The organism is Rhizobium sp. BK661, assembly GCF_024808825.1.
GTDB lineage: Bacteria > Pseudomonadota > Alphaproteobacteria > Rhizobiales > Rhizobiaceae > Rhizobium.
Genome location: NZ_JANTYT010000001.1, coordinates 339,460 through 365,400 on the forward strand (window position 1 = coordinate 339,460; position 25,941 = coordinate 365,400).

General features: G+C 61.1%; 27 protein-coding genes. 7 read left to right on the forward strand and 20 right to left on the reverse strand.

All coding sequences use genetic code 11. The annotated features are described in order from the left end of the window. Positions 1–59 precede the first annotated feature (59 nt). Positions 60–1,301 (forward strand): endonuclease/exonuclease/phosphatase family protein, encoded by a 1,242-nt coding sequence (locus FHX16_RS01625; RefSeq protein ID WP_259126381.1) that lies wholly within the window; start codon positions 60–62, stop codon positions 1,299–1,301. Here FHX16_RS01625 and FHX16_RS01630 read toward each other — a convergent pair. Continuing rightward, positions 1,237–1,719 carry a MarR family winged helix-turn-helix transcriptional regulator gene (locus tag FHX16_RS01630; RefSeq protein WP_183753422.1) on the reverse strand — a complete coding sequence of 161 codons (483 nt, stop codon included), beginning with the start codon at positions 1,717–1,719 and terminating at the stop codon, positions 1,237–1,239. The two genes, FHX16_RS01625 and FHX16_RS01630, sit on opposite strands and share 65 nt — an antisense overlap. Before the next feature lie 100 nt (positions 1,720–1,819). On the opposite strand from FHX16_RS01630, the gene FHX16_RS01635 reads away from it, so the two are divergent. Continuing rightward, positions 1,820–2,728 (forward strand): EamA family transporter, encoded by a 909-nt coding sequence (locus FHX16_RS01635; protein WP_183860672.1) that lies wholly within the window; start codon positions 1,820–1,822, stop codon positions 2,726–2,728. On the opposite strand, the gene FHX16_RS01640 is transcribed toward FHX16_RS01635, so the two are convergent. Further along, the gene (locus tag FHX16_RS01640; protein WP_183860670.1) at positions 2,676–3,929 is read right to left on the reverse strand and encodes an aminopeptidase; all 1,254 of its coding nucleotides are present in this window, start codon (positions 3,927–3,929) and stop codon (positions 2,676–2,678) included. The genes FHX16_RS01635 and FHX16_RS01640 overlap by 53 nt on opposite strands. Before the next feature lie 117 nt (positions 3,930–4,046). Further along, positions 4,047–4,763: a glutathione S-transferase family protein gene (locus FHX16_RS01645; protein ID WP_183860668.1), complete on the reverse strand. Its 717-nt coding sequence runs from the start codon at positions 4,761–4,763 to the stop codon at positions 4,047–4,049. Between the two features lie 20 nt (positions 4,764–4,783). On the opposite strand from FHX16_RS01645, the gene FHX16_RS01650 reads away from it, so the two are divergent. Further along, positions 4,784–5,287: a MarR family winged helix-turn-helix transcriptional regulator gene (locus tag FHX16_RS01650; RefSeq protein ID WP_183860666.1), complete on the forward strand. Its 504-nt coding sequence runs from the start codon at positions 4,784–4,786 to the stop codon at positions 5,285–5,287. A 2-nt stretch (positions 5,288–5,289) separates the two neighbouring features. On the opposite strand, the gene ybaK is transcribed toward FHX16_RS01650, so the two are convergent. From ybaK to FHX16_RS01670, 4 genes are all read right to left on the reverse strand, one after another. Continuing rightward, positions 5,290–5,763: a Cys-tRNA(Pro) deacylase gene (ybaK, locus tag FHX16_RS01655; protein WP_016552399.1), complete on the reverse strand. Its 474-nt coding sequence runs from the start codon at positions 5,761–5,763 to the stop codon at positions 5,290–5,292. A gap of 3 nt (positions 5,764–5,766) precedes the next feature. Continuing rightward, positions 5,767–6,117, reverse strand: a complete 351-nt coding sequence (locus tag FHX16_RS01660; protein WP_183860664.1) for an ArsC family reductase — start codon at positions 6,115–6,117, stop codon at positions 5,767–5,769. Further along, positions 6,118–7,173, reverse strand: coding sequence for a succinylglutamate desuccinylase/aspartoacylase family protein (locus tag FHX16_RS01665; RefSeq protein ID WP_183860662.1), 1,056 nt, complete (start codon positions 7,171–7,173; stop codon positions 6,118–6,120). A 157-nt stretch (positions 7,174–7,330) separates the two neighbouring features. After that, a complete protein-coding gene (locus tag FHX16_RS01670; protein WP_259126383.1) occupies positions 7,331–7,732 on the reverse strand; it encodes a hypothetical protein in 402 nt (133 codons plus the stop codon). A gap of 322 nt (positions 7,733–8,054) precedes the next feature. On the opposite strand from FHX16_RS01670, the gene FHX16_RS01675 reads away from it, so the two are divergent. After that, entirely contained in the window at positions 8,055–8,618 is a 564-nt protein-coding gene (locus FHX16_RS01675; protein WP_259126384.1) for a methylated-DNA--[protein]-cysteine S-methyltransferase, read from the forward strand. Between the two features lie 32 nt (positions 8,619–8,650). Here FHX16_RS01675 and guaA read toward each other — a convergent pair whose 3' ends face one another. The 3 genes from guaA to FHX16_RS01690 form a co-directional block, all read right to left on the reverse strand. Beyond that, a complete protein-coding gene (gene guaA, locus FHX16_RS01680; protein WP_183753406.1) occupies positions 8,651–10,213 on the reverse strand; it encodes a glutamine-hydrolyzing GMP synthase in 1,563 nt (520 codons plus the stop codon). A 93-nt stretch (positions 10,214–10,306) separates the two neighbouring features. Then, on the reverse strand, positions 10,307–10,945 hold the full coding sequence (locus FHX16_RS01685; RefSeq protein WP_016552405.1) for a 5'-methylthioadenosine/S-adenosylhomocysteine nucleosidase: 639 nt from the start codon (positions 10,943–10,945) through the stop codon (positions 10,307–10,309). After that, on the reverse strand, positions 10,942–11,385 hold the full coding sequence (locus FHX16_RS01690) for a PaaI family thioesterase (protein WP_183753404.1): 444 nt from the start codon (positions 11,383–11,385) through the stop codon (positions 10,942–10,944). The genes FHX16_RS01685 and FHX16_RS01690 overlap by 4 nt, the downstream gene beginning before the upstream one ends. A gap of 242 nt (positions 11,386–11,627) precedes the next feature. On the opposite strand from FHX16_RS01690, the gene FHX16_RS01695 reads away from it, so the two are divergent. After that, positions 11,628–12,686 carry a GH25 family lysozyme gene (locus tag FHX16_RS01695; protein ID WP_183753402.1) on the forward strand — a complete coding sequence of 353 codons (1,059 nt, stop codon included), beginning with the start codon at positions 11,628–11,630 and terminating at the stop codon, positions 12,684–12,686. A gap of 81 nt (positions 12,687–12,767) precedes the next feature. Here the strand turns inward: FHX16_RS01695 and FHX16_RS01700 are convergent, their stop codons facing one another. The 7 genes from FHX16_RS01700 to FHX16_RS01730 form a co-directional block, all read right to left on the reverse strand. Beyond that, positions 12,768–13,220 (reverse strand): TspO/MBR family protein, encoded by a 453-nt coding sequence (locus FHX16_RS01700; protein WP_183753400.1) that lies wholly within the window; start codon positions 13,218–13,220, stop codon positions 12,768–12,770. A gap of 61 nt (positions 13,221–13,281) precedes the next feature. Next, positions 13,282–14,370 (reverse strand): DUF1513 domain-containing protein, encoded by a 1,089-nt coding sequence (locus FHX16_RS01705; RefSeq protein WP_183860658.1) that lies wholly within the window; start codon positions 14,368–14,370, stop codon positions 13,282–13,284. A gap of 2 nt (positions 14,371–14,372) precedes the next feature. Next, positions 14,373–15,467 carry an imelysin family protein gene (locus tag FHX16_RS01710; protein ID WP_183860656.1) on the reverse strand — a complete coding sequence of 365 codons (1,095 nt, stop codon included), beginning with the start codon at positions 15,465–15,467 and terminating at the stop codon, positions 14,373–14,375. Further along, a complete protein-coding gene (locus FHX16_RS01715; RefSeq protein WP_259126386.1) occupies positions 15,467–17,005 on the reverse strand; it encodes a di-heme oxidoredictase family protein in 1,539 nt (512 codons plus the stop codon). Before FHX16_RS01715 ends, FHX16_RS01710 begins: the two co-directional genes overlap by 1 nt. Before the next feature lie 47 nt (positions 17,006–17,052). Continuing rightward, positions 17,053–18,333: an imelysin family protein gene (locus tag FHX16_RS01720; protein ID WP_183860652.1), complete on the reverse strand. Its 1,281-nt coding sequence runs from the start codon at positions 18,331–18,333 to the stop codon at positions 17,053–17,055. Between the two features lie 136 nt (positions 18,334–18,469). After that, positions 18,470–19,759, reverse strand: a complete 1,290-nt coding sequence (locus tag FHX16_RS01725; protein ID WP_183860650.1) for an RsmB/NOP family class I SAM-dependent RNA methyltransferase — start codon at positions 19,757–19,759, stop codon at positions 18,470–18,472. Positions 19,760–19,912: 153 nt separating this feature from the next. Continuing rightward, positions 19,913–20,275 (reverse strand): septal ring lytic transglycosylase RlpA family protein, encoded by a 363-nt coding sequence (locus FHX16_RS01730; RefSeq protein ID WP_183860648.1) that lies wholly within the window; start codon positions 20,273–20,275, stop codon positions 19,913–19,915. 593 nt (positions 20,276–20,868) lie between these two features. Between FHX16_RS01730 and FHX16_RS01735 the strand changes: the two genes are divergently transcribed. Then, on the forward strand, positions 20,869–22,083 hold the full coding sequence (locus tag FHX16_RS01735; RefSeq protein WP_183860646.1) for an MFS transporter: 1,215 nt from the start codon (positions 20,869–20,871) through the stop codon (positions 22,081–22,083). 6 nt (positions 22,084–22,089) lie between these two features. On the opposite strand, the gene FHX16_RS01740 is transcribed toward FHX16_RS01735, so the two are convergent. The 3 genes from FHX16_RS01740 to FHX16_RS01750 are packed head-to-tail and all read right to left on the reverse strand — an operon-like array spanning position 22,090 to position 24,815. Further along, a complete protein-coding gene (locus FHX16_RS01740; RefSeq protein ID WP_183753386.1) occupies positions 22,090–22,962 on the reverse strand; it encodes an SDR family oxidoreductase in 873 nt (290 codons plus the stop codon). Beyond that, positions 22,962–24,110 (reverse strand): tRNA epoxyqueuosine(34) reductase QueG, encoded by a 1,149-nt coding sequence (gene queG / locus FHX16_RS01745; RefSeq protein ID WP_183860644.1) that lies wholly within the window; start codon positions 24,108–24,110, stop codon positions 22,962–22,964. The genes FHX16_RS01740 and queG overlap by 1 nt, the downstream gene beginning before the upstream one ends. Positions 24,111–24,122: 12 nt before the next feature. Further along, positions 24,123–24,815, reverse strand: coding sequence for a glutathione S-transferase family protein (locus tag FHX16_RS01750; protein WP_016552418.1), 693 nt, complete (start codon positions 24,813–24,815; stop codon positions 24,123–24,125). 248 nt (positions 24,816–25,063) lie between these two features. Here FHX16_RS01750 and FHX16_RS01755 point away from each other — a divergent pair, with 248 nt between their 5' ends. Continuing rightward, positions 25,064–25,861, forward strand: a complete 798-nt coding sequence (locus FHX16_RS01755; RefSeq protein ID WP_183753382.1) for an undecaprenyl-diphosphate phosphatase — start codon at positions 25,064–25,066, stop codon at positions 25,859–25,861. Positions 25,862–25,941 lie beyond the last annotated feature (80 nt).

The window sequence follows — 25,941 nt, forward strand, 5'->3', positions numbered from 1 at the left end:
GGACATCATGGAAATGCAACATATGCGTGCCAACCTTTCGATAAATGGGAGGGAGAAACGTGAGGCTTGCATCGTTCAATGTCGAAAACCTGTTCGACCGCGCAAAGGCCATGAACCTGGACACCTGGGCGGAGGGGCGAGTCGTTCTGGACCGCTTTGCAGAATTGCAGCAATTGTTGGGGCAGGTCACCTACAGCAGCGCCGACAAAGCCCGCATGGCCACCTTGATCATCGAGCTCGGCATGGAGGAGAGCGATATCGGCCCCTTTGTCATTCTTCGTCGCAACCGGGGCAATCTTCTGAAGCGGCCAAGGACTGGCGGCGTTGTGATAACGGCCAATGGTCGTATCGATTGGGTCGGGTCGCTCGAGCTGCGAGACGAGCCGATCAATGAAATCGCAATGCAAAACACCGCGCGCGTCATGAGCGACCTCAATGCCGACGTCCTGGGGATTGTCGAAGTCGAAAGTCGGCCGGTCCTCGCGGCGTTCAATACGCAGGTGTTACCGGCTGTGGGCGGCATGCCCTTCAATCAGGTCATGGTTATCGATGGCAACGATGAGCGGGGGATCGATGTCGGGCTCCTGACGCGCAACGGCTTCGTCCTCGATATCATGCGCAGCCACGTCGACGATCGGGATGCGGCAGGCAACCCGATCTTCTCCCGCGATTGCCCGGAGTACTGCGTGACCACTCCTGCAGGAGTGACGCTGCTTGTCATGGTCAATCATTTCAAGAGCAAGGGTTTCGGGAGCGCCCAGTCCTCCGATGCTCGCCGGCATGCGCAAGCGCAACGAGCTCGGGACATCTACGAGAAGCGCATCGCCGAAGGGTTCGACCATATCGCGCTGATTGGTGACCTGAACGACACACCAGACAGCGCTCCGCTGACGCCGCTGAAAGAGAGCACGCTCCGGGACGCCTTTACACATCCCGCGTTCGACGACGGCGGTTTTCCCGGCACCTTCGGCCTTGGCAACGCCGGCAACAAGATCGACTACCTCCTCCTGTCGCCGAAGCTTTTCGACAAGGTCGAGCGCGGCGGCGTCTTCCGCAAAGGCGCCTGGCCCGGAAGCCGGCCGAGACGCTGGGAGACGTATCCGGAACTCACCGAGCCAAAAACACGCGGCGTCCGATCATGCCGCGATCTGGGTCGACCTGAACATCTGAGGCCAAAGCAAGGAGGCTGCCGCCCACCGATGCCAAGGGCACACGCGAGGAGGGCGGCTGGTCCGGCTACTCGAATGTCGCCAGAAACTTGCGCAGCAAGGCGTCAAGCTGCGCTTTCTCCTCGGCGCTGAAGCCCTGCGTCAAACGCTGCTGATTGGCGACGTGCAGACCGACTGCGCTTTCCACGGCGGCAAGTCCCGCTTCGGTCAGGGCGATGAGGACGCTTCGCCGATCGTCGGGATTGAGAACGCGCTCGACCAGCCCGGCTTTCTCCAACTGGTCGATCCGGTTGGTCATGGTGCCGGAGCTGACCATCGTCATGGAGAGCAGATCGCCCGGTGAGAGCCGATACGGCGCGCCCGAACGCCTGAGGGTTGCCAGCACATCGAAGGACGAGGAGGACAGCCCCTGCTGCTGCAACACCTGGTCCACCTCGCGGGCGAGATGCGTCGTCAGCCGTTTCAGCCGACCCATGATGCCCATCGCCTCGGTATCGAGGTCGGGGCGCTCCCTTTTCCATTGTGCAAGTATCTTGTCGACGCGATCCATCGGCCAGCCCATTCTTCCGGGGAGATTGTTATCACCATGTCTCTTGACGTCAAGATAAATGGCGTTAGATTATATTTATCTTGATATAGAGATTCTTGAGATGAAGAAAACTGGAGCGCCTCTTTCCGATGTCCTGATCACGGCGCTGGCGCCAACGATCTGGGGCAGCACCTATTTCGTGACCACATCCTTCCTGCCGCACGGATATCCACTGACGGTCGCTTTCCTGCGCGCCTTGCCGGCCGGGCTTCTGCTGCTTGCGGTCGTCCGGCAACTGCCGCAAGGTATCTGGTGGGCTCGCGTGTTTTTGCTCGGCGGCCTCAATTTCTCGTTCTTCTGGGCAATGCTGTTTGTGTCTGCCTATCGGTTGCCAGGCGGCGTTGCCGCGACGGTTGGGGCCATTCAGCCGCTTATCGTCATCCTGCTGTCGCGCATCTTCCTCGGCAAGCCGATCCATGCTCTTGCGGTGGGTGCCGGGCTGATCGGGATGACGGGCGTCGCACTGCTGGTGCTCACGCCCAACGCGGCGCTCGACCCGATCGGCGTCGTCGCGGGCATCGCGGGTGCGGTCTCGATGGCGTTCGGCACGGTGCTGACGCGACGATGGGCTCCGCCGGTCTCAAATCTTGCCTTTACCGCATGGCAGCTGACGGCGGGCGGCATCCTGCTCGCGCCCGTCGCTTTCTTCCTTGAACCCGCGCTGCCGGTGCCGACTACAGCCAGTGTCCTCGGCATGGCCTATCTTGGCCTGATCGGCGCAGCCTTCACCTATCTGCTGTGGTTTCGGGGGCTCGCGCGCATCGAGCCGTCCGCCGCGGCCTCATTGGGCTTCCTTAGTCCGGTCACAGCCACCCTGCTGGGTTGGCTGGCTCTTGGACAAAGCCTGACGCCCGCGCAGCTCGTCGGCTTCGCAATGGTGCTCGCGAGCGTCTGGCTCAGTCAGCGCGCAATGTCGGTCAGGCCCACTCGCCCTGACGCATCACCGGAACCCGCGAGCCGTCTGGCCTGACGCCGTCGATATCGACCTGGCCGGAGCCGATCATCCAGTCGATGTGGATCAGGCTCGAGTTGCCGCCTTGGGCCTTGATCTGCTCCTGCGTCAGGCTGGCGCCGTTGACGAAGCATTTCGAATAGCATTGGCCGAGCGCGATGTGGCACGAGGCGTTCTCGTCGAACAGTGTGTTGTAGAACAGAATGCCGCTCGCTGAGATCGGTGATGAATGCGGTACCAGCGCCACTTCGCCGAGCCGCCGTGCCCCCTCGTCGGTATCCAGCACCTTGTTCAGCACTTCCTCGCCACGCGAGGCCTTTGCTTCGACGATCCGGCCGCCGTCGAAGCGAACCCGGATATTGTCGATCAGCGTGCCCTGATGGGACAGCGGCTTGGTGCTCGAAACATGGCCCTCGACCTTGAGCGCATGCGGGGTCGTGAAGACCTCCTCGGTTGGAATGTTCGGATTGCAGGTGATGCCGTTCTTGGCGGTCGACGAGCCGCCATGCCACTCGTGGCCGTCGGCAAGGCCGACCGTCAGATCGGTGCCGGGCCCGGTGAAGTGCAAGGAAGCGAAGCGCTCCCCATTCAGCCAGTGTGAGCGTTTGGCAAGATTGGCATTGTGCTCAGCCCAGGCGGCGATCGGGTCTTCGACATCGACGCGCGACGCCGCAAAGATCGCCTTGGCGAGCCTGGCAACGGCGATCGCTTCCGGATCGTCAGGGAAGACCAGCGCCGCCCAGGACGGATTGGGGTAGGAGACGATGTTCCAGTTGATGTCGAAATTCGAGATCTTCTCCAGCGCCGGCTTGTAGGCCGCCGAGTTCGCCCGATTGGCGCGACCAACCTTTGCCGGATCCTGTTCCGAAAGCAGCATCGGATTGTCGCCTGAAACGGCAAGCCGGGCGGTGCCCTTTGCATAAGTCTTTGCCATGCCGTCATAGAGCCAATCGGATGCGCGATCGAAGCTCTGATCGCTGCCGTATCTGTAGCGCGCGAGCGTCGACTCCTCGTCGGAATAGAATGCCGTCACCAGCCCGGCACCCGCCATGTAGGCATGCTTGGTAATCAGGCGCACGAGGGGCAGGGCGACGACCGGGGCCGTGATCACGAGGTCCTGGCCCGTCTGCAACTGCAGCCCGACCTTGACGGCCACCTCCGCCAGCTTTTCAAGCTTTACGGGATCGACTGAGGTCTGGCTTTGCGGCATGAAATTCATGGTCGGTCACTCCTCGAACAAAACGGATTGGCCGGTAGACTTAGACCCCTTTGCGGCGAAATTGAAGTTGCTTGTCAACCGATGGCAGCTCTTTGCCGCCACCGGCTTATGCCGGGATTAGGCGGCCGAAACGGATGGCTGCTGCAACAGTACCGCATCGTGGCGCTTCAGGAAGGCCATCAGCCGATCGGCATAGTCAGGCCCGACCGCGGCCTTTACGCTCGGCCTCTCCGACAATGCTTTCCGCCAGGCCTGGACGCGGTGCAGGCCGGCAAAGATGCCGCTGTCGCCGATGGTGTTGAAAACGTCGAAGTAGCGAAAGATCGGCGCGAACACCGCATCGACCAGACTGAAGCTGTCGCCCGCGAAGTAGGGGCCGCTCTTCAGTTCGGTTTCGATGGTCGCGAACTTCGATGCAAGGACCTGCCGTTTTGCCTCTAGTTGGGCGCGGTCCTGGGTCGTCTCGTAGACCCAGAGGTCGGACAGGATCGAAGAGCCGAACTCCATCCAGCCGCGGTGGCGTGCGCGCGTCAACGGATCGGCCGGATGAAGGCTCGCGCCGTCCTGCGTCTCCTCCAGATACTCGCAGATCACACTGCTCTCGAAAAGTACCTCACGACTGCCGTCGCTGTCGCGGACGCAGAGCAGGGGCACCTTGCCGAGCGGCGAAATCTCAAGAAACCAGCCGGGTTTGTCTGCGAGATCAATGTTGATCCGCTCGAAGGGTACTCCCTTCTCCGCCAGCGCGATCGCAGCGCGCTGCACGTACGGGCAAAGGTGGTGGCTGACGAGCAGCAGAGCCGAACCCGGTGCTTGAAGTGGCAAATGATCCATAGTGGGCATCTCCATTGTAGATGCAATTGCATGTAGTAGCTGTTGCGCCGAGGTTCAAGGTAGATGTAAATGCATGTATGAACAAAAAGAACGAAACGACGCCCTCCGATGCGGCGATCGATGCCTGGATCGGGCTGATGCGCGCGCAGCAGCGACTGCTCGGTCAGATCGAAGCGGATCTCAAGTCGGCCGGGCTTCCGCCGCTCGGCTGGTACGACGTGCTCTGGGAACTGGTGCGCTCGCCGCAGGGCAGGTTGCGGCCGTTCGAGATCGAAGAGCGGACGTTGCTCGCCCAATACAATCTCTCGCGACTGATCGACCGCCTCGAGAAGGCGGGGCTGGTGCAGCGCCAGACGTTCGACCGGGACGGGCGCGGGCAGTGGGTGGTCGTTACCGAGAAGGGGCGGGCACTGCAGAAGCGCATGTGGACGGTCTATGCCAAGGCCATCGAGGCCAACTTCGGCGCAAAGCTGAGCAAGGCCGATGCCGCGACGCTCGGTTCTCTGCTGGCACGCTTCAGCTGAGATCAGGCAATGAGCGGTGCCGCTGCTGCCTTCAGCGTCTTCAACGCGTCCTTCGGGTCAAGCCGAACCTGTAGGCCGCGTTGTCCGCCATTGATGTAAACCTGCGCCTCGGCAAGCGCCGCCTCTTCGATTGCCGTCGGCACAAGCTTCTTCTGTCCGAACGGGCTGATGCCGCCGACGTGGTAGCCGGTCAGGCGCTCGGCATCGGCGGGCTTCATCATGTTGGCGGACTTTCCACCGAACGCGCTAGCGAGCTTCTTCATGCTGACTTCACGATCCGACGGCACGACGACGCAGACCGCCTTGCCGTCGACCTCCGCCATCAGCGTCTTCAACACGCGATGCGGCTCCTCGCCAAGCGCTTCTGCCGCCTGCAGGCCGACGCGCTCCGCGTTCGGATCATAGTCGTAGGTATGGACCGTGAAGGCAATTCCGGCTTGGCTCAGAACCTGCGTGGCGCGCGTGGTTTTCGACATCGATCAGGCCTTGAAGAAGCTGCCGTAGATCTCGGGCTTGAAGCCGATGAGCAACTTGCCGTCCGCCTCCACAACCGGCCGTTTGATCATCGACGGCTGCTCCAGCATCAGAGCGATTGCCTTGCCCTCGTCGAGATTTTCGCGGTCAGCGTCAGGCAGCTTGCGAAAAGTCGTGCCGGCCCGGTTGAGCACGGTTTCCCATCCGGCTTCCTTCGTCCAGGCCTGCAGGTGGGCGCGATCGATCCCGACAGCCTTGTAGTCGTGAAACTGGTAGGCGACGTCATGCTCTTCCAGCCAGGTTCTGGCCTTTTTCATGGTGTCGCAATTTTTGATGCCGTAGATCGTGACGGTCACTTAGTCCTCCAGTGTTCCGGGTTTGCGCGTCGCCTTGCTGGCGGTCTTGCAAGCAATCTTCATCAGGTCGGCGCGGCGGCGAACGAGCCGCTCGGAGCTGCGGGTCACGATCAGGCCGGCCTGCGGCGCACGAATCTCGAGGCTGCCGTCAGCCATGCCGGGGCGAGTGATCAAGGTGGCAAGCACATCGCCTTCGCCAACCCATTCGCCGATATTGTGGTGGAAGAGAACCGTGCCGGCCTCCGGCGCACGGACGATCTCGATATTGTCGAGCGGTACGGCGGGACCATCGAAGGCCGGCAGCGAGACGGCGGCATCGATTGCGCCGCGGCTCGCCAGGAATTTCCACAATCCCTCGGCATCCTTCTTCGCCATCTCGGGATAGACATCACGGCGGCCGCGAAGCTCGACGGTGACGGACAGTTTCCGGGGCAGGCGCGATTGTTTCTCCGGCGTCTCGTATTTCCAGGCAAAACCGACGGCCTCCTCGAAGGCGGAACTCTCGCCATCGGAGAGGAGCACCGCTTCCATATCCATCGCCGATGCGAGATCGGCTGCCTCCGGCCAGAAAGCCTCGTCGATGTAGGCATACTGCAGCGATTCGTCGTCGCAATGCAGATCGATCACCAGATCGCAGCCGAGCGCCATATGCAGCAGCTGGCGCTTCAGCTTGTCGATGGCGGAACGGTTCTCGAGGCCCTCAAGCAACCCGTCGCGATCCTTCACCGAGATCAGCGGAAACTCGCGATTGAAATTGGTCCGTGATCCAAGATCGAAGCGGCCCTGAAGCTCGCCGAAATGCGACTGGGCCGCGCCGATCGGGTTGGCATGCGGGACGACGATGATGTCGCTCTTGATCTGACCGGCGTTTTCCGACTGGCGCAGTCTTTCACACAGGAAGTGAACCAACGCCGTGCCCGGCAGCTCGTTGGCGTGGAGAGCCGCCTGAATGTAGACCTTCGGTGCCTTGGGATCGCTGCCCTTGAAACGAAGAACCGGCAAACGCCACTCGATACCCGCCGTGTCACCGGCAATAATGATCTCGGACGTGTTCATGTCGTTCTCCGCTTCATGCCTTGTCGCAGGAGCTTTAAGCGAGTTCGATAGCCGGAGGCAAGGTGTTATCCGCGCGCATGAAGCGGCCAGCGCCCGAGTTCTTCGTAGCCGGCTTGGCCTTGGCGATTGTGTAGCAGAACGAATTCGCGCGCAGCCATCACGACTGGCTTCTGCAGGGCGAACGCGGCACCATGTCCTTGTCGTAGAGGAGCGTGGCGTGAGGTTGAAAGTTCGGGTTCAGATTGGCGTCTGCGCCCAACCGGTGCATCTCGATCGCGATTTGCACACGCAGTTGCCGTAACAGTTCCCGTCCGCCATTGCCGGCGAGTACGATCGCGTTGTCCTGCGGCAGCAGGACGGTGATGATATGGTCGAAGGCGAGCTCGAACTGACACGCATCGATCGCCGGTCCTGCCTGGCGTTCCGCCGCGATGACCCCCTCGGGAATGCGGGCGCGCTCTTGCCGACACAATAGTGCGAAACATGGACGACGGCTGGCGGACGTGGCGATGCGAGGGGAAGGTGTTCCCGCTGCAGCCACTGCTGGATCGCCACGCATTCGTCGAGCGATCGCGAGTCCGGCAAAATCGCAAAGAGAAGGCTTTCCCGGTCGAAGCGCGACGGTTGTTGGCGCGTCTTCGGCGAAGCGAAATCGAAAGATGCCTGCAAGTCCTCGTGCATGATCGGCTCCTGGGCAACGGCCGTTTCTCATTCTTCACGGAAGACAGGGAGCCTAACATTTGATCTTGAAATGACACGAACAAAAAAAGAACATAAGGGCGAACGATCGACCGGAGCAAGCTCGTGCGACGCAAGAAACGGGTTGAATTCCGGCCGCGACGGCACGATCTTCGGAGTGAACAGCAGGGAGGCAATGACCCATGCAACAGGCAATGCATCACTATCTGATTTTCGAGACGAGCGGTGGCTTCTGCGGCATCGCCTGGAATGATGTCGGCATTACGCGGTTTCAGCTGCCGACGTCGAGTGCCGAGGCAACCGAGCGATTGCTCCTTCGCCGCATTCCCGGCGCCGAGGCGGCGAAGCCGACGGCCGCCGTTGCCGAAGCTGTTGCCGCAGTGAAGCGCTATTTCAGCGGCGAGCCGACGGACTTCTCAACCGTGAAGGTCGATCTCGCTGGTCAGGATGCCTTCTTCAGGCAGGTTTACGATGCTGCCCGCCAGATCGGCTGGGGCCACACGACCACCTACGGTGCGCTCGCGAAACAACTCGGCGTAGGGCCGGAGGCCGCCCGCGACGTCGGCCAGGCGATGGCGAAAAATCCGGTCGCCTTGATCATCCCCTGCCATCGCGTGCTAACGGCCGGAAACAAGATCGGAGGCTTCTCCGCGCCCGGCGGCTCAACGTCCAAGCAGAGGATGTTGGAGCTCGAAGGCGTTAGCCTGGCGCGGCCAAAGCCGGTGCAGCAGTCACTTGATTTCTGATGGACGTCGCCTCGATTGAGGCGACTCTCAAATCATTCCCACTCGATCGTGCCGGGCGGTTTCGACGTCACATCGTAGACGACGCGGTTGATGCCACGTACTTCGTTGATGATGCGGGTAGCGGCGCGGCCGAGGAATTCCATGTCGTAGTGGTAGAAATCCGCCGTCATGCCGTCGACCGAGGTCACGGCGCGCAGTGCGCAGACGAATTCGTAGGTGCGGCCGTCGCCCATGACGCCGACGGTCTGGACGGGAAGCAGCACGGCGAAGGCCTGCCAGATCGCGTCGTAGAGACCGGCCTTGCGGATTTCGTCGAGATAGATGGCGTCGGCTTCGCGCAGAATTTCCAGCTTTTCGCGGGTGATGCCGCCGGGGCAGCGGATCGCGAGGCCTGGACCCGGGAAGGGATGGCGGCCGATGAAGCTGTCGGGCAGGCCGAGCTCCTTGCCGAGCACGCGCACTTCGTCCTTGAAGAGCTCGCGCAGCGGCTCGACGAGCTGCATGTTCATCCGCTCCGGCAGGCCGCCGACGTTGTGGTGCGACTTGATCGTCACCGATGGGCCGCCGGTGAAGGAAACGCTTTCGATCACATCGGGGTAGAGCGTGCCCTGGCCGAGGAAGTCGGCGCCACCGAGCTTCTTGGCCTCTTCCTCGAAGGTCTCGATGAACAGGCGGCCGATGATCTTGCGCTTGGTCTCGGGGTCGGAAACCCCTTCCAGTTCGCCGATAAACTTGTCGGATGCGTCGACGTGGATCAGGTGTAGATTGTAGTGTTCGCGGAACATGGCGACGACGTTGGCCGCCTCGTCCTTGCGCATCAGGCCGTGGTCGACCAGTACGCAGGTGAGCTTGTCGCCGATCGCTTCGTGGATCAGCAATGCTGCAACAGAGCTGTCGACGCCGCCCGAAAGGGCGCAGAGGACACGCTTGTCGCCGACCTGCTCGCGGATTGCCTCGACGGCCTTCTGGCGATAGGCCGACATCGACCAGTCGCCCTTGATGCCGGCGATGTTGTGAATGAAGTTGGCGATCAGCTTGGCGCCATCGGGAGTGTGTACGACTTCCGGGTGGAACTGCACGCCGTAATATTTGCGCTTCTCGTCGGCAATGAAGGCATAGGGTGCGTTCGGTGAAGTCGCGACGACCTCGAAACCTTCGGGGAGCGCCGTGACGCGGTCGCCGTGGCTCATCCAGACCTGATGGCGCGAACCCTTCGACCATAGGCCCTCGAACAGCGCGCTGTCTTCGTCGACTTCGAGGAAGGCGCGGCCGAATTCGCGGTGATGGCCGCTCTCGACCTTGCCGCCGAGCTGCATGCACATCGTCTGCTGGCCGTAGCAGATGCCGAAAACGGGCAGGCCGCTGTCGAAGATGATCTGGGGGGCGCGGGGCGAGCCTTCATCCACCGTCGAGGCCGGGCTGCCGGACAGGATCACTGCCTTCGGCTGCAGGCGCTTGAAGCCTTCTTCGGCGGACTGGAAGGGAACGATCTCGCAGTAGACACCCGTTTCGCGCACGCGGCGTGCGATCAGCTGGGTTACCTGGCTGCCGAAATCGACGATGAGAACGCTGTCTGGATGTGCTGTCTGGGTCATGGCGAGCCTTTAATGAAAAGCACCCGGTCTTGCAATGCGCGAAATCCTTGGCTGGAGGATTTTATTGTCCCGATTGTCCCTGTTTAGCAGGGGTTAGAACCAGAATACCCCGTCCTCCAGCGCCGTAAACAGACTGTCGACGGCATAAGACAGCTTGCGATCGACGACATGCAGGTATTCTGTCCAACCGGAAATGTGCTGCAGTTCCTCCACACCGTCTGAAATCCCGCGCAGGCCGATCAGCGGCAGGCCATAGGCCTGGCAGGCACGCAGGATTGCGAAGGTCTCCATATCGACCATGTCGGCGGCGATGCCGCTGTAGGCCTGCCCGGACACGACGTTGCCACCGGTCGAGAGGCTTGCTTCGGCAATGCCCGGAATCCTCAGCGGCAATTCGACGACGGCGGGCAGATCGAGAAAAGGCGTGCGCCCCTTTTCGAAACCAAGTGGCGAGGCGTCCATGTCGCGATAGGAGACTGACGTGACCTGGTAGACTTCGGTCTGCTCAAGCTTGGACGAGCCCGCCGATCCGAGCGAGACGACGAGTTGTGGCAGGTCGTCCGCGTTATCCAATTCCGTCAGTGTCCGCGTGAGGGCGACAGCCGCCTCGACGGGGCCGACCCCGGTCATCAGCGGCTCGAAGCGGGAGCGCAGGAACGGACCGTATTCGGCCTCCGCCGCCATCACGAACAGAATGGATTTGCCGGCGACCGATTTCAGCTCAAACTTCATCCCGAAATGCCCTCTCTGCCACGGATGATCATCATGGTGCTTGTCATGGAAGCAATCAGCTTTGCCGGCCCGTCGCCAATCGCGTAGCCGCGCCCGTCCGCGACGATGATGTTCGATCCCGGCTTGGTGATCTCGCCGCGAAACAGAAAACGCTCGCCCCGGCCCGGCGACAGCAGATTGACCTTGAATTCGATCGTCAGAATGGATGCTTCGGCGTCAATGACGCTATAAGCGGCAAAACCACAAGCGGAATCGAGCGCCGCGGAAATCACGCCTGCATGCAAAATACCGTGCTGCTGGGTGAGCTTGACGTCGAATGGCAGCTCGATTTCCACCGTTGCCCGCTCGACGCGGGTCAACTCGGCGCCAATGGTCTGCAGCGCCGCCTGGCGCGCAAAGTTTCTTCGGATCCGCTCGTGGAAGTCGCCGTTGTCAGTCATCGCTTTGCCTTTTTTGCCGGCGCGAAAGTGGCATGGTGCGTCGCGTCAGACAAGCGGTTCCCGGAAATCAGTTGGCAGAAGGTTTCTGCGCGCTGGATGTTGTCTGACTGACGAAGCGTCCCGTGCCGCGCGTAAAGATTGGATTCAGTCTTTTTTGGTAATTTTCCATTAGCCATTGCCTTTCAATGGTTCCCCGGTGGCGGCTCCCTGCCATCGACAATTGTTTTGCGTGCGGGTTCTCAATGCGTCTATCGGCTGCGCCAGCGTTCTTTCTTGCTTCTCTTGCTCTGTCCGGCTGCACATCCAGCTTGGGGCCGGACCTTGTCGCGAGCGTGCCGTCCCGCGAGACGACCAGCTCGGTTGCACGCCCAAGCGCGCCTGTGCCGGCAAGCCCGGTGCCATCGGCGGATGTTGCAGAAACGCCTGCGGCAACGGCGCCAAGACAGGAAGAATTGGCCTGGGCCGGCCCGGTTCCTCAGCCACGAGCCTTCGAACCGCAGGCAGGCGTGTCCGCCGCCCCCATGCCTTCGGAAAGGCCGGTTGCAACAGTCCAGCCAGCCGTGCTAACGCCGACGGCCCCCGAAATCGACGACGCGCCGCGGACACGCTCGCGGATCTACAACCATCGTTTCCGCGACGTCAAACCGATCAATTTCGGCTCCTCGTCGCCCAGAAAGCTTGCCGTCCATGGTGTCGACGTTTCGCGCTGGCAGGGCGATATCGACTGGCAGAAGCTGAGAACGCAGGGCGCGAACTTCGTTTACATCAAGGCGACCGACGGTGGCGATCACCTCGATCCGATGTTCCGGAAGAACTGGCGCGACGCCAAACAGGCCGGGATCAAACGCGGGGCCTATCACTTCTTCTACTGGTGCCGCACGGCGGGCGAACAGGCTGACTGGTTCATCCGCAACGTTCCCCGCGAAGCCGGGGCCTTGCCACCGGTCATCGACGTCGAATGGAACGGCGAGTCGAGCTGCAAGCGGCGAGTCTCGCCCGAGAAGGTTCGCGAGAAGATGCAGGTCTTCATGGACAAGCTGGAGCAGCACTACGGGCAGCGGCCGATCATCTACACCGCGCCGGACTTCTATCGCGACAACCTGAAGGGAGCCTTCCTGAACTATCCCTTCTGGCTGCGTTCGGTCGCGGCGCACCCTTCCAAGGTCTATCCCGGACGCCGCTGGGTGTTCTGGCAGTATTCAGGCTCCGGCATCTCGCACGGCGTTGACGGCCGGATCGACCTGAATGTCTTCCACGGCAGCGAAGCGGACTGGCACGACTGGGTCGCCAAAGCCGATTAGAATCCGGCAAACGAGCTCTCTTTTTCTGCCTTCGGGCGGAAGCCTCCGTGGCTCGCGACCGACGATCCCGCTGCCGCTGCTTCAGTTCAGATAGACGATCGAGGCGTTGAGAAGCGTCGCGAAACCGACCCAGATGGCATAAGGCATGAAAAGCAGCGCGGCTGCCCGGTCGGCGTTCCAGCGGTTGACGACAAAGGCGATCACTAGCCCCAGCAACAGCACGATGACGACCAGGGAGGCGGAGAGCATCCGCATGCCGAAAAAGAACGGCGACCACAGAAAGTTCAGTACCATCTGCCAGGCCCAGATCAGCATGCCGACGGAGAGATGGCCGCGCAACCATGTCCGCGCACCGGCAATACCAATCAAAACGTAGAGGGTGAGCCACACAGGGGCGAATATCCAATCAGGTGGATTGAACGGCGGCTTGGCGAGGGATTGATACCATTCACCGGGCAAATTGTTGACGCCGACAGTCAGGCCCCCGCCGAGCGCGATGGCGATGAAGACGACGTAGGTCAGGGCTCTGCTCATCCGCGCTAGATAGGGCGAGCGCACCCTCCAACCAGATCGCTAGCGATCTTTTGCGCACAATTCAGACGGCCGCAATACGCACGATATGCTGGTCCCAGGCCACATCGCTCCGCGTTGATAAAAACCCGCCATCATAGGATGACACGGCAAAGCCGGTCTTGGCCGCTGCAATCCCAGCCGCGTCAGGCACGACCGCTTCACGCAGCACGCGGCCGCTCTTCGCATCGATCGTCACGGATGCACCGCCCTTGGGCGAGGTGATGCCGACGAGCCCATCTGCCCGGTTGATGGCGATAGCGCCGACATAGTTGGCGAGGCGGCGCGTGGTTTCGTCCGGCAGATCGACGAAGCGCAGGTCTTCTCCCTTTGCAAAGGAACCGACGAGCGGCGGCAGGTCGTTGCGGTGACCCTCGTACTGGCACGCAAACCAGATGCGGCCGCTATCGTCGACATCGACGTGACGCGTGGAGAGTTGTGCCCATTGCGACGGCAGAGAGCGCTTTTCGATCAGCGATCCCGTCGCTGCATCGATCAGCGTCAGCGAAGGCTGCATATTGAAAAGATTGAGCTTGGTGCGGCCGAAATCCGGATGCGTTTCAATCCCGCCATTGGCAATGATCAGCATGCGCCCGTCGTCGGACACCGTCATGTCATGCGGACCGACACCGTAGGTCTCGAATTCATCGATACGATCGAAACGACCGGTCGCGTCGTAAAGGCCGATCACGCCGCGATTGGCGTCGAAGGCATTCTCGCTGGCATAAAGGAGCCGACCATCTGGTGAAAAGGCGCCATGACCATAGAAATGGCGTCCCTCGGCGGCGGCAATGGTGATTGGCTCGTTCTTGCCGCGCGGGTCGAAGATCATCGCATAGGTGCCGGGGCGACGCGCAAAGGCGACGGTCTTTCCGGTCGCCCGGCTGAAGGCCATGCCATGCGCCCGCGCGGGAAGCGCAACCTGGTCGATAATTTCACCGCGTTCCGAGACCGTGGCTATGGCATAGGATCCGTCGGCCGTCCGCAAACCGGATGCATAAACAGCATCTGCACGCTCCAGTGCCATCAGCGCGCGCGGCTGCAGTGCCGCCAGGAACGTTAGTCCGGCAGCCTTGACGAAACTGCGCCGATCAATCGCAGAGCTGTTCCACATGTTCAGTCGCCGTCGGAGAAGGAGAAGCCAGCCGATAGGCCGATCGCCGCTCCGTAGTCGTCGCTTATCTTGGTAATCAGCTCACGCGTGCTGACCAGAAGGGCATCCAGCTTTGCTTTCTCGGCATCGCTTGTCGCGACTTCGATATCGGGGTTGAGCTTTGGTACGGTTTCCAGCAGCGACTTGAAGCTGGCATCGATCGCGTCGGCAATTGGTTTCTTGTCGGCGGGAAGAAGCTCTACCATGCCGGCCTTCTGCCAGAGCGTGCGCAGTCCGTCGAGATTGGCTGCCATCGACTTCCAAGTGTTCTTGGAACGCCAATAGATCGCCATGCGCGGGCGCGGCGTGCTGTCCTTGCCCTTGTAGAACTGCTCGAGACGCTGATCGCGAACCGTTTCGGCGCCGTGGACGAGAATACCGAGCAGCGCCGTCACTGCTTCCTTGTTATCCATGAAGTCCGCGCTTTGCGGGCCGGGATGCTTCCAGCTCGCCTGCACGCCGTCGGGCTTTTCCCAGGCGGCGACAACCTCGCCGGCCTCGCGCTGAATGTTGCCGGCGACGGCTGCGCCATAGAGGCATCGGAAACTATTTTTCTGTGTCGTCAGGTCTTCGGCGCCGGTGCCGTAGAGCACGTATTCAAGCGCAGTGAGCCCTTGCAGCGCAACACTCTTGCCGGCGATCGCATCGACCGTGGTGTCCTTCGGATCGGCTTTGGCGATCAGCGCCTGAACCTGCTTCAGGCCGACCCCTTTGCGATCGGGATAAAACAGGATGTGCTCGAAGAGATTGTCCTGAATGACAGGTCCTGTCTGGACGATCTCGATGACCGACCAATAGCGGATCGTGTCGTCGAAAGCCGACTTCGCCTTGTCGAGCTTCTGCTGCGTCGCGTCTTCGCAGAGGTCCTTCATCGCCGTCGTCAGGCGTGCGGCCGATTGCTGGGCATTGCGATAGCCGGGGCGGATCACCTCGTCAACTGCCCGCTGCATCACCGTGGATACCGCTTCCTCGTTCAGGCCGGCTTGCGGTGCGGGGGTCTGTGCGGAGGCAGAAGTAGCAAGGGCCAAGGAGAGAAGAAGAGGTTGCCAAAGGCGCATCAAAGGGACTCCAGGAATGTAATCAGTGCCTGCCGATCATCCTTCGGCAGGGATGCGAAAGCGTCACGCGCTTTTTGAGCCTCGCCGCCATGCCAGAGAATCGCTTCGGTGAGATTTCTGGCGCGGCCGTCGTGGAGGAAAAAGCTGTGCCCGCTGACAGTCTGGGTCAGACCTATACCCCATAGTGGCGGCGTGCGCCATTCACGACCGTTGGCGCTCCCGACTTGTTGTCCGTCCGCGAGACCTTCGCCCATATCGTGCAGCAGGAAGTCGGAATAGGGCCAGATCAGCTGGAAGGATTGGGCCTTGTCGGCGCTGTCCCGGCGGGTGACGAACTTCGGCACGTGGCAGGAAATGCAGCCGCTTTGGTAGAAGATCTTCTTGCCCTGCAGGGTAGCCGGGAAGCTCGCCTTTCGCCGGGCAGGGACGGCCAAGTTGGCAGAGTAGAAGGTCACGAGGTCGAGGATCGGGCCGGGGGCCTCCTCCTTGCCAAGCCGTTTCTGCACGCCGGTCGGCATCTCCCTGCACTTGGCCTCGGCTCCGGTGCAATCGCCATGCGAGTCAGGCTGGTCCGGCGTCGAAATGCCGATGTCATTGGAGAAGGCATCCGCGCTCTGATCGCGCACACTTGCGTTCTGCGCCTTCCAACCGAAGCGGCCGAGCGCGATCTTGCCTGTGCGATGGTCGCGCACAACAGCCGCCTTGCCGTGAATGCCATCGCCGTTCGTATCGTCCGGATCGGCATGGGCCAGGATATCCGCCTCGGGGATGGCTTCGATCAGGCCGAGCCCGATCATCGCGGGCGCAACGCGCGGCGAGATCGTCGTCGCCGGGTCGAGTGGGCCATAGCCTGGGTTGGTCACCTCGTAGCTCGGGCGGCGGAGCGAAGCCGTCTCTCCGCCAGCAAGTGTGACCGTTACCTCGGAGTAGCGGATCGCCATCTTGCCCTCGGAGGGCAGACCCGGAACCGCAAGATCCTGCAGCTGGTGGCCGTAAACGGGATCAGGGAAGTTGACGATCTCGGCGTTGGCAATTGCCCGCTGTTCGTCAGGCGTGGCTGCGGGACGCGACAGGCGCAGGAACATCGAGGTGGCGCTGACGCCGCCTTCCGGCGGCTTGCCACGGCCGTCGTTTACGTGACAGCTCATGCAGGAGCGGGCATTGAAGAGCGGCCCAAGGCCATCCGAGGCCTGTGTCGAGGAAGGAGCGGAAACCCAGAGCTTCTTGAAGAGGGCGTTTCCCAGTCGGAACGGCTGCTCTTCCTCGAAGGGGATGGTCGCGGAAATATGCGAAAAGGAATCCTCGGTGGCCGGATCGATGGACGTGGCGCCGCCCGCCTGCATCGCCTCGTATTGCTCGGCCTTGGAAAAATCCGTGGTCGGCCGGGTCACCGCGGCGACGCGTTTCATATCCGCTTCGGAAAGGTCGCCTCGTTTCGTCGGAAGATCGAACCCGGATGCCAGCGCAACGGAAAATCCGGCAATCGCGGCGCAAAATGCTGCGCAACTCAGAAGACGACGAGCCGATCTGGGAGGCATTCGAGAGTTCGGGCCGCTGCGTCGAACGAAGCGGCCCGCCTTTTCACTTATTGGAAGACCGCGCCAGGATTATCCAAGCTGTCGGAACCTTCAAGCTTCACCGTGCCGAGATCGAGTGCGGCAATAACGCGCTGCACCGTCTTGGTCTGGTCGACGAGACCGTCGATGGCAGCCTGAACGACAGCGTTGCCCTTCTTGTTGCCTTCGCCGATCATCTGGTCGTACTTCTCGACGTTCAGACCGCGCTTCGCCATGACCTGCATCGCATCGAGCGTCTTCTTCAGTTTGGCCTGCATTTCCTTGTCGAGTTTCTCGTCCTTGGCGGCGACGAGATCGTGCAGCGACGGTCCCTTCATCTTCGTGCCGTCAACGCGGGTGTAGTCGCCCGTGTAGGCAGCGGCGATGCCGATCGCGTCGTTGAGGTGCGAGTTGAAGGTGTTGTCGGAGAAGCAATCATGCTCTTCTTCCGGATCGTGCAGCAGCAGGCCGAGCTTCATGCGCTCGCCAGCCAGTTCTCCGTAGGAGAGCGAGCCCATACCCGTCAGGATGGCAACGAGACCAGCTTTCGGATCGGCTTCGACATGCTTGGTGGCTTCACCATCCGCAGTCCAGTTGTTGGTCATCTCCTGAAGGTCGGAGACCAGCAGCGTCGAGGCGGACTTCAGATATTCGGCACGGCGATCGCAATTGCCGTGCGTGCAATTCTTCAGGTCGTAGTCAGTGGCAGGGCGGTTGCCAGCTCCGGGACCGGTGCCGTTCAGGTCCTGGCCCCAGAGCAGGAACTCGATGGCATGGTAGCCGGTGGCGACATTGGCTTCGACGCCGCCGGCTTCGGCCAGCGTGCCGGAGAGGAATTCGGGCGTCAGCTTCGACGCGTCCACATCCTTGCCGTCGATCTTGATCGTCTTGTTGGCGATGACATTGGCAACGTAGAGCGAATTCTCGTCGCTCTCGGTTCCGTACGACGCATCGACGTAATCGATCAGGCCTTCGTCGAGCGGCCAAGCGTTGACCTTACCTTCCCAGTCGTCAACGATCGGGTTGCCGAAGCGATAGACTTCCGTCTGCTGGTAAGGGATGCGTGCCTTGATCCACGCGGCGCGGGCAGCCTTCAATGTCTTGTCGGTCGGGTCCTTGAGCAGGGCGTCGATTGCCGCGTCAAGGGCCTTGGCCGTCGTCAGCGAATCTTCGTATTTGGCATGCGCAACGTCAGCGTAGTGCTTTACAACTGCAGCAGCATCCGGAGCCGCGTAGGCGGGAATGGCAAGCAGAGCGGTTGGGGCCACCGCCAGCGCCACGGCTGCGCAGAAATTCTTGTTGAGTTTCATGATCCTCTCCTGTGCGGACGTTCAGCGCGAAGTCCGACGCAAATCTCTTTGCGCAAAAGCAAACTGGTGTCAAACACTCTAGTTTGGAATGGTTTTAAGTGTATTCGCCGCGGTTGCGGGCGCGAAGACCGGCTGTTCAGCCGTTCCGCTTCATGCGGCAGAAGAAGAACCCGTCCGTATCGGTGGAAGCGGGCGTCAGCGTGATGGTCTTGCCGTCGGACGAGCGTGGGCGCGGGCTGTCCTTTCCGAACAGTCCGTCCCAGGCGGGCAGGGCGCTGACGATCTCGTAGTCGCCGTTCTCGGCGGTGAAGCGTCGGACCTGCTCTTCGTTTTCCTGCGGCAGAACCGAGCAGGTGACATAGATCAACTCGCCACCGGGGCGGACAAAGGCGCTCGCCTGCTTGAGGGCATCCTGCTGCTGGGCCGTGCGCTCGTCGAGGTTCTTGGCGGTCAATCGCCATTTGGTGTCGGGCCGCCGCCGCCAAGTCCCGGTTCCCGTGCACGGCGCATCGACGAGCACCTTGTCGCAGCGATCGCTAAGGCTCTTCAGGGCCTTGGCGTCATCATGGACCTGGACATTGCGGGTGCCCGCACGCTTCAGCCGTTCGATGATCGGGGCGAGCCGCTTGCGGTCGGCGTCGTAGGCATGAACCTGGCCCTTGTTGTGCATCGCCGCCGACATGGCGAGCGTCTTGCCGCCGCCGCCTGCGCAATAGTCAAGCACCTGTTCGCCGTCCTTGGGAAGCACGAGATCGGCAACGATCTGCGATCCTTCGTCCTGAACTTCGAACCAACCTTTTTGGAACGAAAGCTCAGCTGTCACGTTTGGAAGTCTTGAGGCTCCTTCGCCGGCGGGAATCCGGATCCCGTAGCGCGCGATTTTTGCCTCTTGTGCGCCGGCCCTCTCAAGCGCTTTGACCGTCTTGTCGCGGGTCGCCTTGAGGATGTTCGCGCGCAGATCAAGTGTAGGACGTCCCGCAAGGGCCTGTGCCTCGGCAAGCCAGCTGTCGCCGAAGGCATTTTCAAAGGAGGATTGGACCCACTCAGGGATATCACCCTGGATATGAGCCGGAGCGTCGGTCAGGCGCCGGCTATTGAATGCGGACAGTTGAGCTTCCGAAAGGGGGGCAGGTGCGAACTTGTCGTCCGCAAGTTCCGCAGCAAGCGTGTCCGGCGTGAAACCCCACTGGCGGAACATCACGGCGTAAGCGATGGAGGAAGCACTGTCGTCGTCCATCAGCCAGGCGTGGGACAGGCGCATGCGGAGCGCATCGTAGACGATGTTGCCGATCGCGGCGCGGTCGCCGGAGCCGGCAAACCGATGAGCGAGGCCCCAGTCCTTCAATGCATCGGCTACAGGCCGTCTGCGGGCATCGATATCTGCAAGAACCGAAATCGCCCCTTCGAGCCGCCCGCCCAATCGCATTCAAACAGCTCCTATCGCCTGGATCAAAATACCGGGCTTGTGAACAATCCGCAGGAAGCGCGACAGACGCAGCGGATAGTACACAAGTCTAAACCGCGTCGTAGACGCGATTGGCGGCAAGAGCAAGCGACCCGTTCGTATACGGGCGAACGCTTAGCCTATGACTTCGTAGCAGACCTTTGCCGTGCCACTGCTGACCATGCCAATGTTCTGGGCGGCAGCGCGGGAGAGATCGAGGACGCGGCCGCGAATGAACGGACCACGATCGTTGACGCGAACGACGACGCTGCGGCCGTTGTTGCGGTTGGTAACTTTCAGCTTCGTGCCAAATGCCAATGAACGATGTGCTGCAGTATTGATGGTCGGGTTCATACGTTCCCCGGAGGCGGTTTTGGAGCGAAGTGCGTACCAGGAAGCGCCACCGCAACCATTTGCAGCAAATCCTTCGACGGGAAGGATGGTAGAGCAAGCTGCAATTGTTGCTGCGGCGATAACAGAACGGCAGATTTTCTTCAAAACGGATTGTCCCTCAACTGTTGAACTCACGCCTTGTGGGCGGTGAAGGGGTTGAATCCGGCCAAGTGTGGCGAAAAAGTGCCCCCAATTATCACGGAATGTTACAGAGTGTAATATCTGTGATGGATAGATGCACGACAGGTAACGCCGTTAAAAACAAGGAGATGGAAAAAAAGATAATGAAATCAAGTAAAATTCGAACGTTTTTTACAAGACATGATCCACGCAACCCGAGATCACAAAATTTACGAAAATAATTTTGCGCAATTGCCATAATTGCTGCCCCATTTGAGCAAATTTAGGGGCCGTTAACCATAAAGCGGCGCAGAATTGTGCGTGCGCACCGGAAAGGTAGGAATTTCCTACCTCTTTTGGCGAGCTGTCTGCGAGCGGTTGCACAACCCATGGACGTAAAAATCTGAGGTCCGCTCCCGCCGGCTTGCCAACTCGTGCTATCAAGTTGGCTGGGAGTTGGCGAGGTGTCGCTCAAAATACGACGACGTTGTCGAAAATGCGGACGCCCGAACGTCTTTAGCTTGCAGGCGCGCAAGTAGTGCACGCCTCGTCAACTTGGGCAGGGAGGCTGCGAAGTTATGAGCATACCCTATCGTTGGATCATTGTTGCTGCTGGGGCTTTGATGACGTGCGTCGCGCTCGGCGCGATGTTCTCCCTAGCGATTTTCCAGGAGCCGATCGCCATAGACACCGGCTGGTCACATGCTGGCATCGCGAGCGCAATGACGCTCAATTTCATTGTCATGGGGATCGGTGGCTTCTTCTGGGGCACCGCAAGCGATCGCTACGGGCCCCGCGTCGTCGTTCTGATCGGGGCCGGAGGCCTCGGCCTGGCGCTTGTGCTTGCAAGTCGAGCCGAGTCCCTTCTGCAATTCCAACTGACCTACGGCATTCTGGTCGGGCTGGCCGCCAGCACCTTCTTTGCGCCGATGATCGCGACGACGACGGGTTGGTTCGAGGAGAACCGTGGCCTTGCCGTTTCGCTGGTGTCGGCTGGCATGGGCGTTGCGCCCATGACTATCTCACCGTTCGCGCGCTGGCTGATCTCCGCCTATGATTGGCGAACTGCGATGCTGCTGATCGGCATCACCGCCTGGGTGCTACTGATACCGGCAGCCTTGCTCGTTCGCCGTCCGCCCGCGGAAACGGGGGACGCTGCGGCCGCCGATGTGGCGAGTGGCGAGCAGCCGTCGCTTTCCCGAGTGTTCCGCTCGCCGCAATTCATCGTGCTCGGGCTGACATTCGCTGCCTGCTGTGCCGCGCATTCAGGGCCGATCTTCCACATGGTCAGTTACGCCACGATCTGTGGCATTGCGCCGATGGCCGCTGTCAGCATCTACAGCGTCGAGGGGCTCGCGGGGCTGGGCGGACGGCTTCTCTATGGCGGGCTTGCCGACAGGATCGGCGTGAAGCCGGTGCTTGTGGCCGGCCTGCTTGTCCAGGCGATCGCGCTGGCAACCTACCTTTTCGTCAGCAGGCTCGGTGAATTCTATGCTCTGGCGATCATCTTCGGTAGTGCCTATGGCGGCGTGATGCCGCTCTATGCGGTGCTGGCGCGGGAATATTTCGGACCGCGTATCATCGGCACCGTTTTCGGCGCCGCCACTATGCTCTCCAGCCTCGGCATGGCCTTCGGCCCACTGATCGGTGGCTGGATCTTCGACACGTTCCACAACTACTCGTGGCTCTTCATCGGATCCGCCCTGGTTGGGCTTGGGGCGGCTGCGATTGCCCTGGCGTTTCCGCCGCTCGCAAGAGCAAAGACCGAACCGGCTCTCGGCGTGTCGGCTTGAGGCTGCCTATCCTCGCCAGCTGTTGCTTTGCTTCAGCTGCGCGAGGGAGGTCGGATAGGTCGGGAACGTGAAGGTAAAGCCTGCCGCTTTCAGCTTGGCGTTGGATACCCGCTTGTTCTCGCCGTAGAAGGACCGCGCCATCGGCGTGAGTTCGGCAGTCTCAAACGGCTGCTCCGGCGGGGGCTCGACGCCCAGAAGGCGAGCGGCCTCGACAATGACATCCTGAGGCGGGCCGGGCAGATCGTCGGTGACATTGTAGATGCCGCCAAGTCCGCGCTCGGCAAGGAACCGCGTCGCAGATCCAATGTCCTCGACGCGGATGCGGTTGAAGACCTGGTCTTTCTTGATCAGCCGCCTTGCCGTGCCGCGCTCCAGATTGCAAAACGCATTGCGGCCGGGTCCGTAGATGCCGGAAAGGCGGAGAACCGCCGCCGGAATATTGTTCTTTGCGCCGATGGCCATCCAGCCGTCTTCCGCTTCCAGCCGCTCCTTTGAGCGGCCGGAAACCGGCGTGCAGGGCGTGTCTTCAGTGACCCAGTTGCCCTTGTGATCGCCGTAGACGCCGACCGTCGAGAGATAGCCGATCCACTGGAGCTTCGGCATCATCTCCCGCAATCGCTCACCTGCGAGCCCGATCAGCGGATCGCCGCTTTCCCGTGGAGCAATGGATTGAACGAGATGCGTCGTATCGCGCATCGCGACGCTCAGATCATGTCCCAGAGTCTCGCCGTCGAAAAGGAACGCGTTGATCCCGAGGCCACGCAAAGCGGCAGCCTTTTCGTCCGTCCGTGTCGTCCCGGTTACGCGCGCCCCATCAGCTATGAAAGCCTCGGCGATTGCCTTACCGGAAAAACCGCAGCCGAAAATCATCACATCCATCATACAGCTCCCGCTAGCCGCCATTCGTCCCTGACATCGCTGTCCGATTCATCTGGCCTTTGTGCCGCAAAGGCTGCGAATTCACCAGCCTCGAAAAGGCGTGAAAGCGCCCAGACCGCCATACCACGTACGACGGGCGAGGGGTCCAGCGACAGCGCCCGACATCGCTCGACAAAGCGGCGGTCGCCCGAATTGCCGGCAGCGATGAGCACATTGCGGATGAAGCGGTCGCGGCCGATCCGCTTGACCGGCGAGCCGCTGAAGAATGCGCGAAAGGCGGCGTCGTCGAGGTTGAGCAGGAACTCGATCGTCGGTTCCTTCAGGTCCTCTCGGGGCTGCAGCTTCATTTCGGACGCCTCATGGGCAAACTTGTTCCATGGGCAGACGGCAAGGCAATCATCGCAGCCGTAGATCCGATTGCCGATCAACGGACGCAGGGCGGGATCGATCGGTCCCTTGTGCTCGATGGTCAGGTACGAAATGCAGCGTCGCGCGTCGATTTGATAGGGTGCCGGGAATGCATTGGTCGGGCAGATGTCGAGACAGGCACGACAGGAGCCGCAGTGGTCGACTTCAGCGGCATCTATATTCAGATCCGCGGTTGTGAACATCGAGCCGAGAAAGAGCCACGAGCCGAGTTCACGGCTGACGAGGTTCGTGTGCTTGCCCTGCCAGCCAAGGCCGGCCGCAGCCGCAAGCGGCTTCTCCATCACAGGCGCGGTATCGACGAAGACCTTCACGTCCGCCCCCGCACGCGCCGCAAAACGCGTCGCAATCTCCTTCAGCCGTCCCTTGATGACGTCGTGATAGTCGCGATTGCGCGCATAGACCGAGATCGCGGCCTTGTCGGGTTTCGTCAGAATTTCGCGGGGATCTTCATCCGGTCCGTAATTGAGGCCGAAGACGACGATTGACCGGACATCGCTCCAGAGCGTGCGCGGATCGCCGCGCCTGTCGCGAGTTTCCGCCATCCACTCCATCGTGCCGTGCCGCCCGGCGTCGATGAATTCGCCAAGCCGCTCCTTGGCCTCGGGGATTGCATCGGCTCGGGTGATGCGACAGAGATCGAATCCGAGAGCGTTCGCCTCCGAGCGAACGAAGGCGGTGAGGGTGTCGCGGCGTTTCTGTTCCTTGTTTTCTGTGGCCATCGAAGGCCCTCGTCAGAAATCCAGATCGGCGTAGTGGGACACCGGTGTCAGGCCCCGTACGCGTTCGGTGAGCAGGGGCCGGAAGGATGGACGCGACTTCAGGCGCTGATACCACTCCTTGACAACAGGCGCTTCCGACCAGTCGATCTCGCCGAGGTAGTCGAGAATGGAAACGGCGGAGGCGGCAGCCAGGTCGGCATAGCTCATGCGGTCGCCAGCCAGCCACTGGCGCGAGCCTGCGAGCCATGTGAGGTACTTCATATGCTGGCGGATGTTTGCCCGTGCCGTGCGAAGGATCTTCGAGTCAGGCGCACCGCCTCCCTGGTCCGCCGTCATCTGCAGCTTGTAGACCCGCTCGCGGGCAAGCGGCCTGGTGACGTCGGTTTCCATCTTCTGCATGAACCACTCCGCCAGCCGGCGGATTTCGGCGCGCTGGAACGGATCTTCTGCGAGTAGCCGGCGATCCCGCTTGAGCACGCCATGCGTCTCGTCGAGATACTCCGAGATGACTGTGGCGCCGCAGAGCGCCCGCATGCTGTCATCGACATACACCGGCAAGGTTCCGGCCGGGTTCAGCGCGAGGAAATCCCGCCGCTTCTCCCATGTCTGTTCTTCGATCAGATCCGCCTGATAGCCGTACTCCGTCAGGATCAGCCGAACGAAGCGTGATGCGGATGACATGGGGTGATGATAGAGCGTGGGCATCGATTCTCGGATTTTTGATGGCTGTGGGTGCGTTGCGGGAGCGCGATGATCATAGCGCCCTAGTCATGACTTATTCGTTGAAGCTATAGGAGTTTGGTCCTTCCAATACAAGCGAGTCGGACAGCCGACCGCCTGGACAAAGGACGTGTACGCGCCAAAGACCGATTTTTGCCTTCCCGCCCTGCCTTCGTCACTTACGGCCGCCATAACCCCCGCGCAGCCCGACCAAATTTCCACGGAGAGAATGTATGGAATATGTGAACTCTATAATTCTAGGCATAATAGAGGGAATTACCGAGTTTCTGCCGATTTCGAGCACTGGCCACCTTATCATTGCGGAACAATGGCTCGGCCACCGCTCGGACATGTTCAACATTGTCATTCAGGCTGGTGCCATCCTCGCCGTCACCATTATCTACTGGCGGCGCCTCGTGGATCTCGTTCTCGGATGGCGTGATCCGAGAAACCGCGCCTATGCCGCCAAGCTGATTGTCGCATTTCTGATCACGGCCGTCCTCGGGCTGATCGTCAAGAAGCTCGGCTTCGAGTTGCCGGAGAACGCAACACCGATCGCCTGGGCGCTGATCATCGGCGGCGTCTGGATGATCTTTGCCGAGTGGGCCGCCGCGCGTAGGCCCCCGCACAAGGAAATCACCTGGCTTGTTGCCATCCTGGTCGGCATTGCCCAGGTCGTCGCAGGCGTTTTCCCGGGAACTTCCCGCTCGGGTGCCACGATCTTCGTCGCTATGCTGGCCGGCACTGGCAACCGCGCTGCGGCGACCGAATTCGCCTTTCTGGTCGGCATCCCGACCATGTATGCTGCCAGCGCCTACGAACTGTTGAAGACGTTCAAGGATGGCGGCGCCGCAAATGAGAACTGGACGAGCCTCGGTATCGCCTTCGTCGTCTCGACGATTGTCGCGTTCGTGGCTGTGAAGTGGCTGCTCTCCTATATCCGCAGCAACCGTTTTACGATGTTTGCCATCTACCGCATCATTCTGGGCGCCATTCTGCTTGGCATGGCCGCGACTGGGGCGATCGCCTGAGATAGCTTTTGACTGCCGCATTTGCGCACTGATCGCGCAAATGCGGATTGCCCGACGAAGTGACAAACACTTCAGATGTC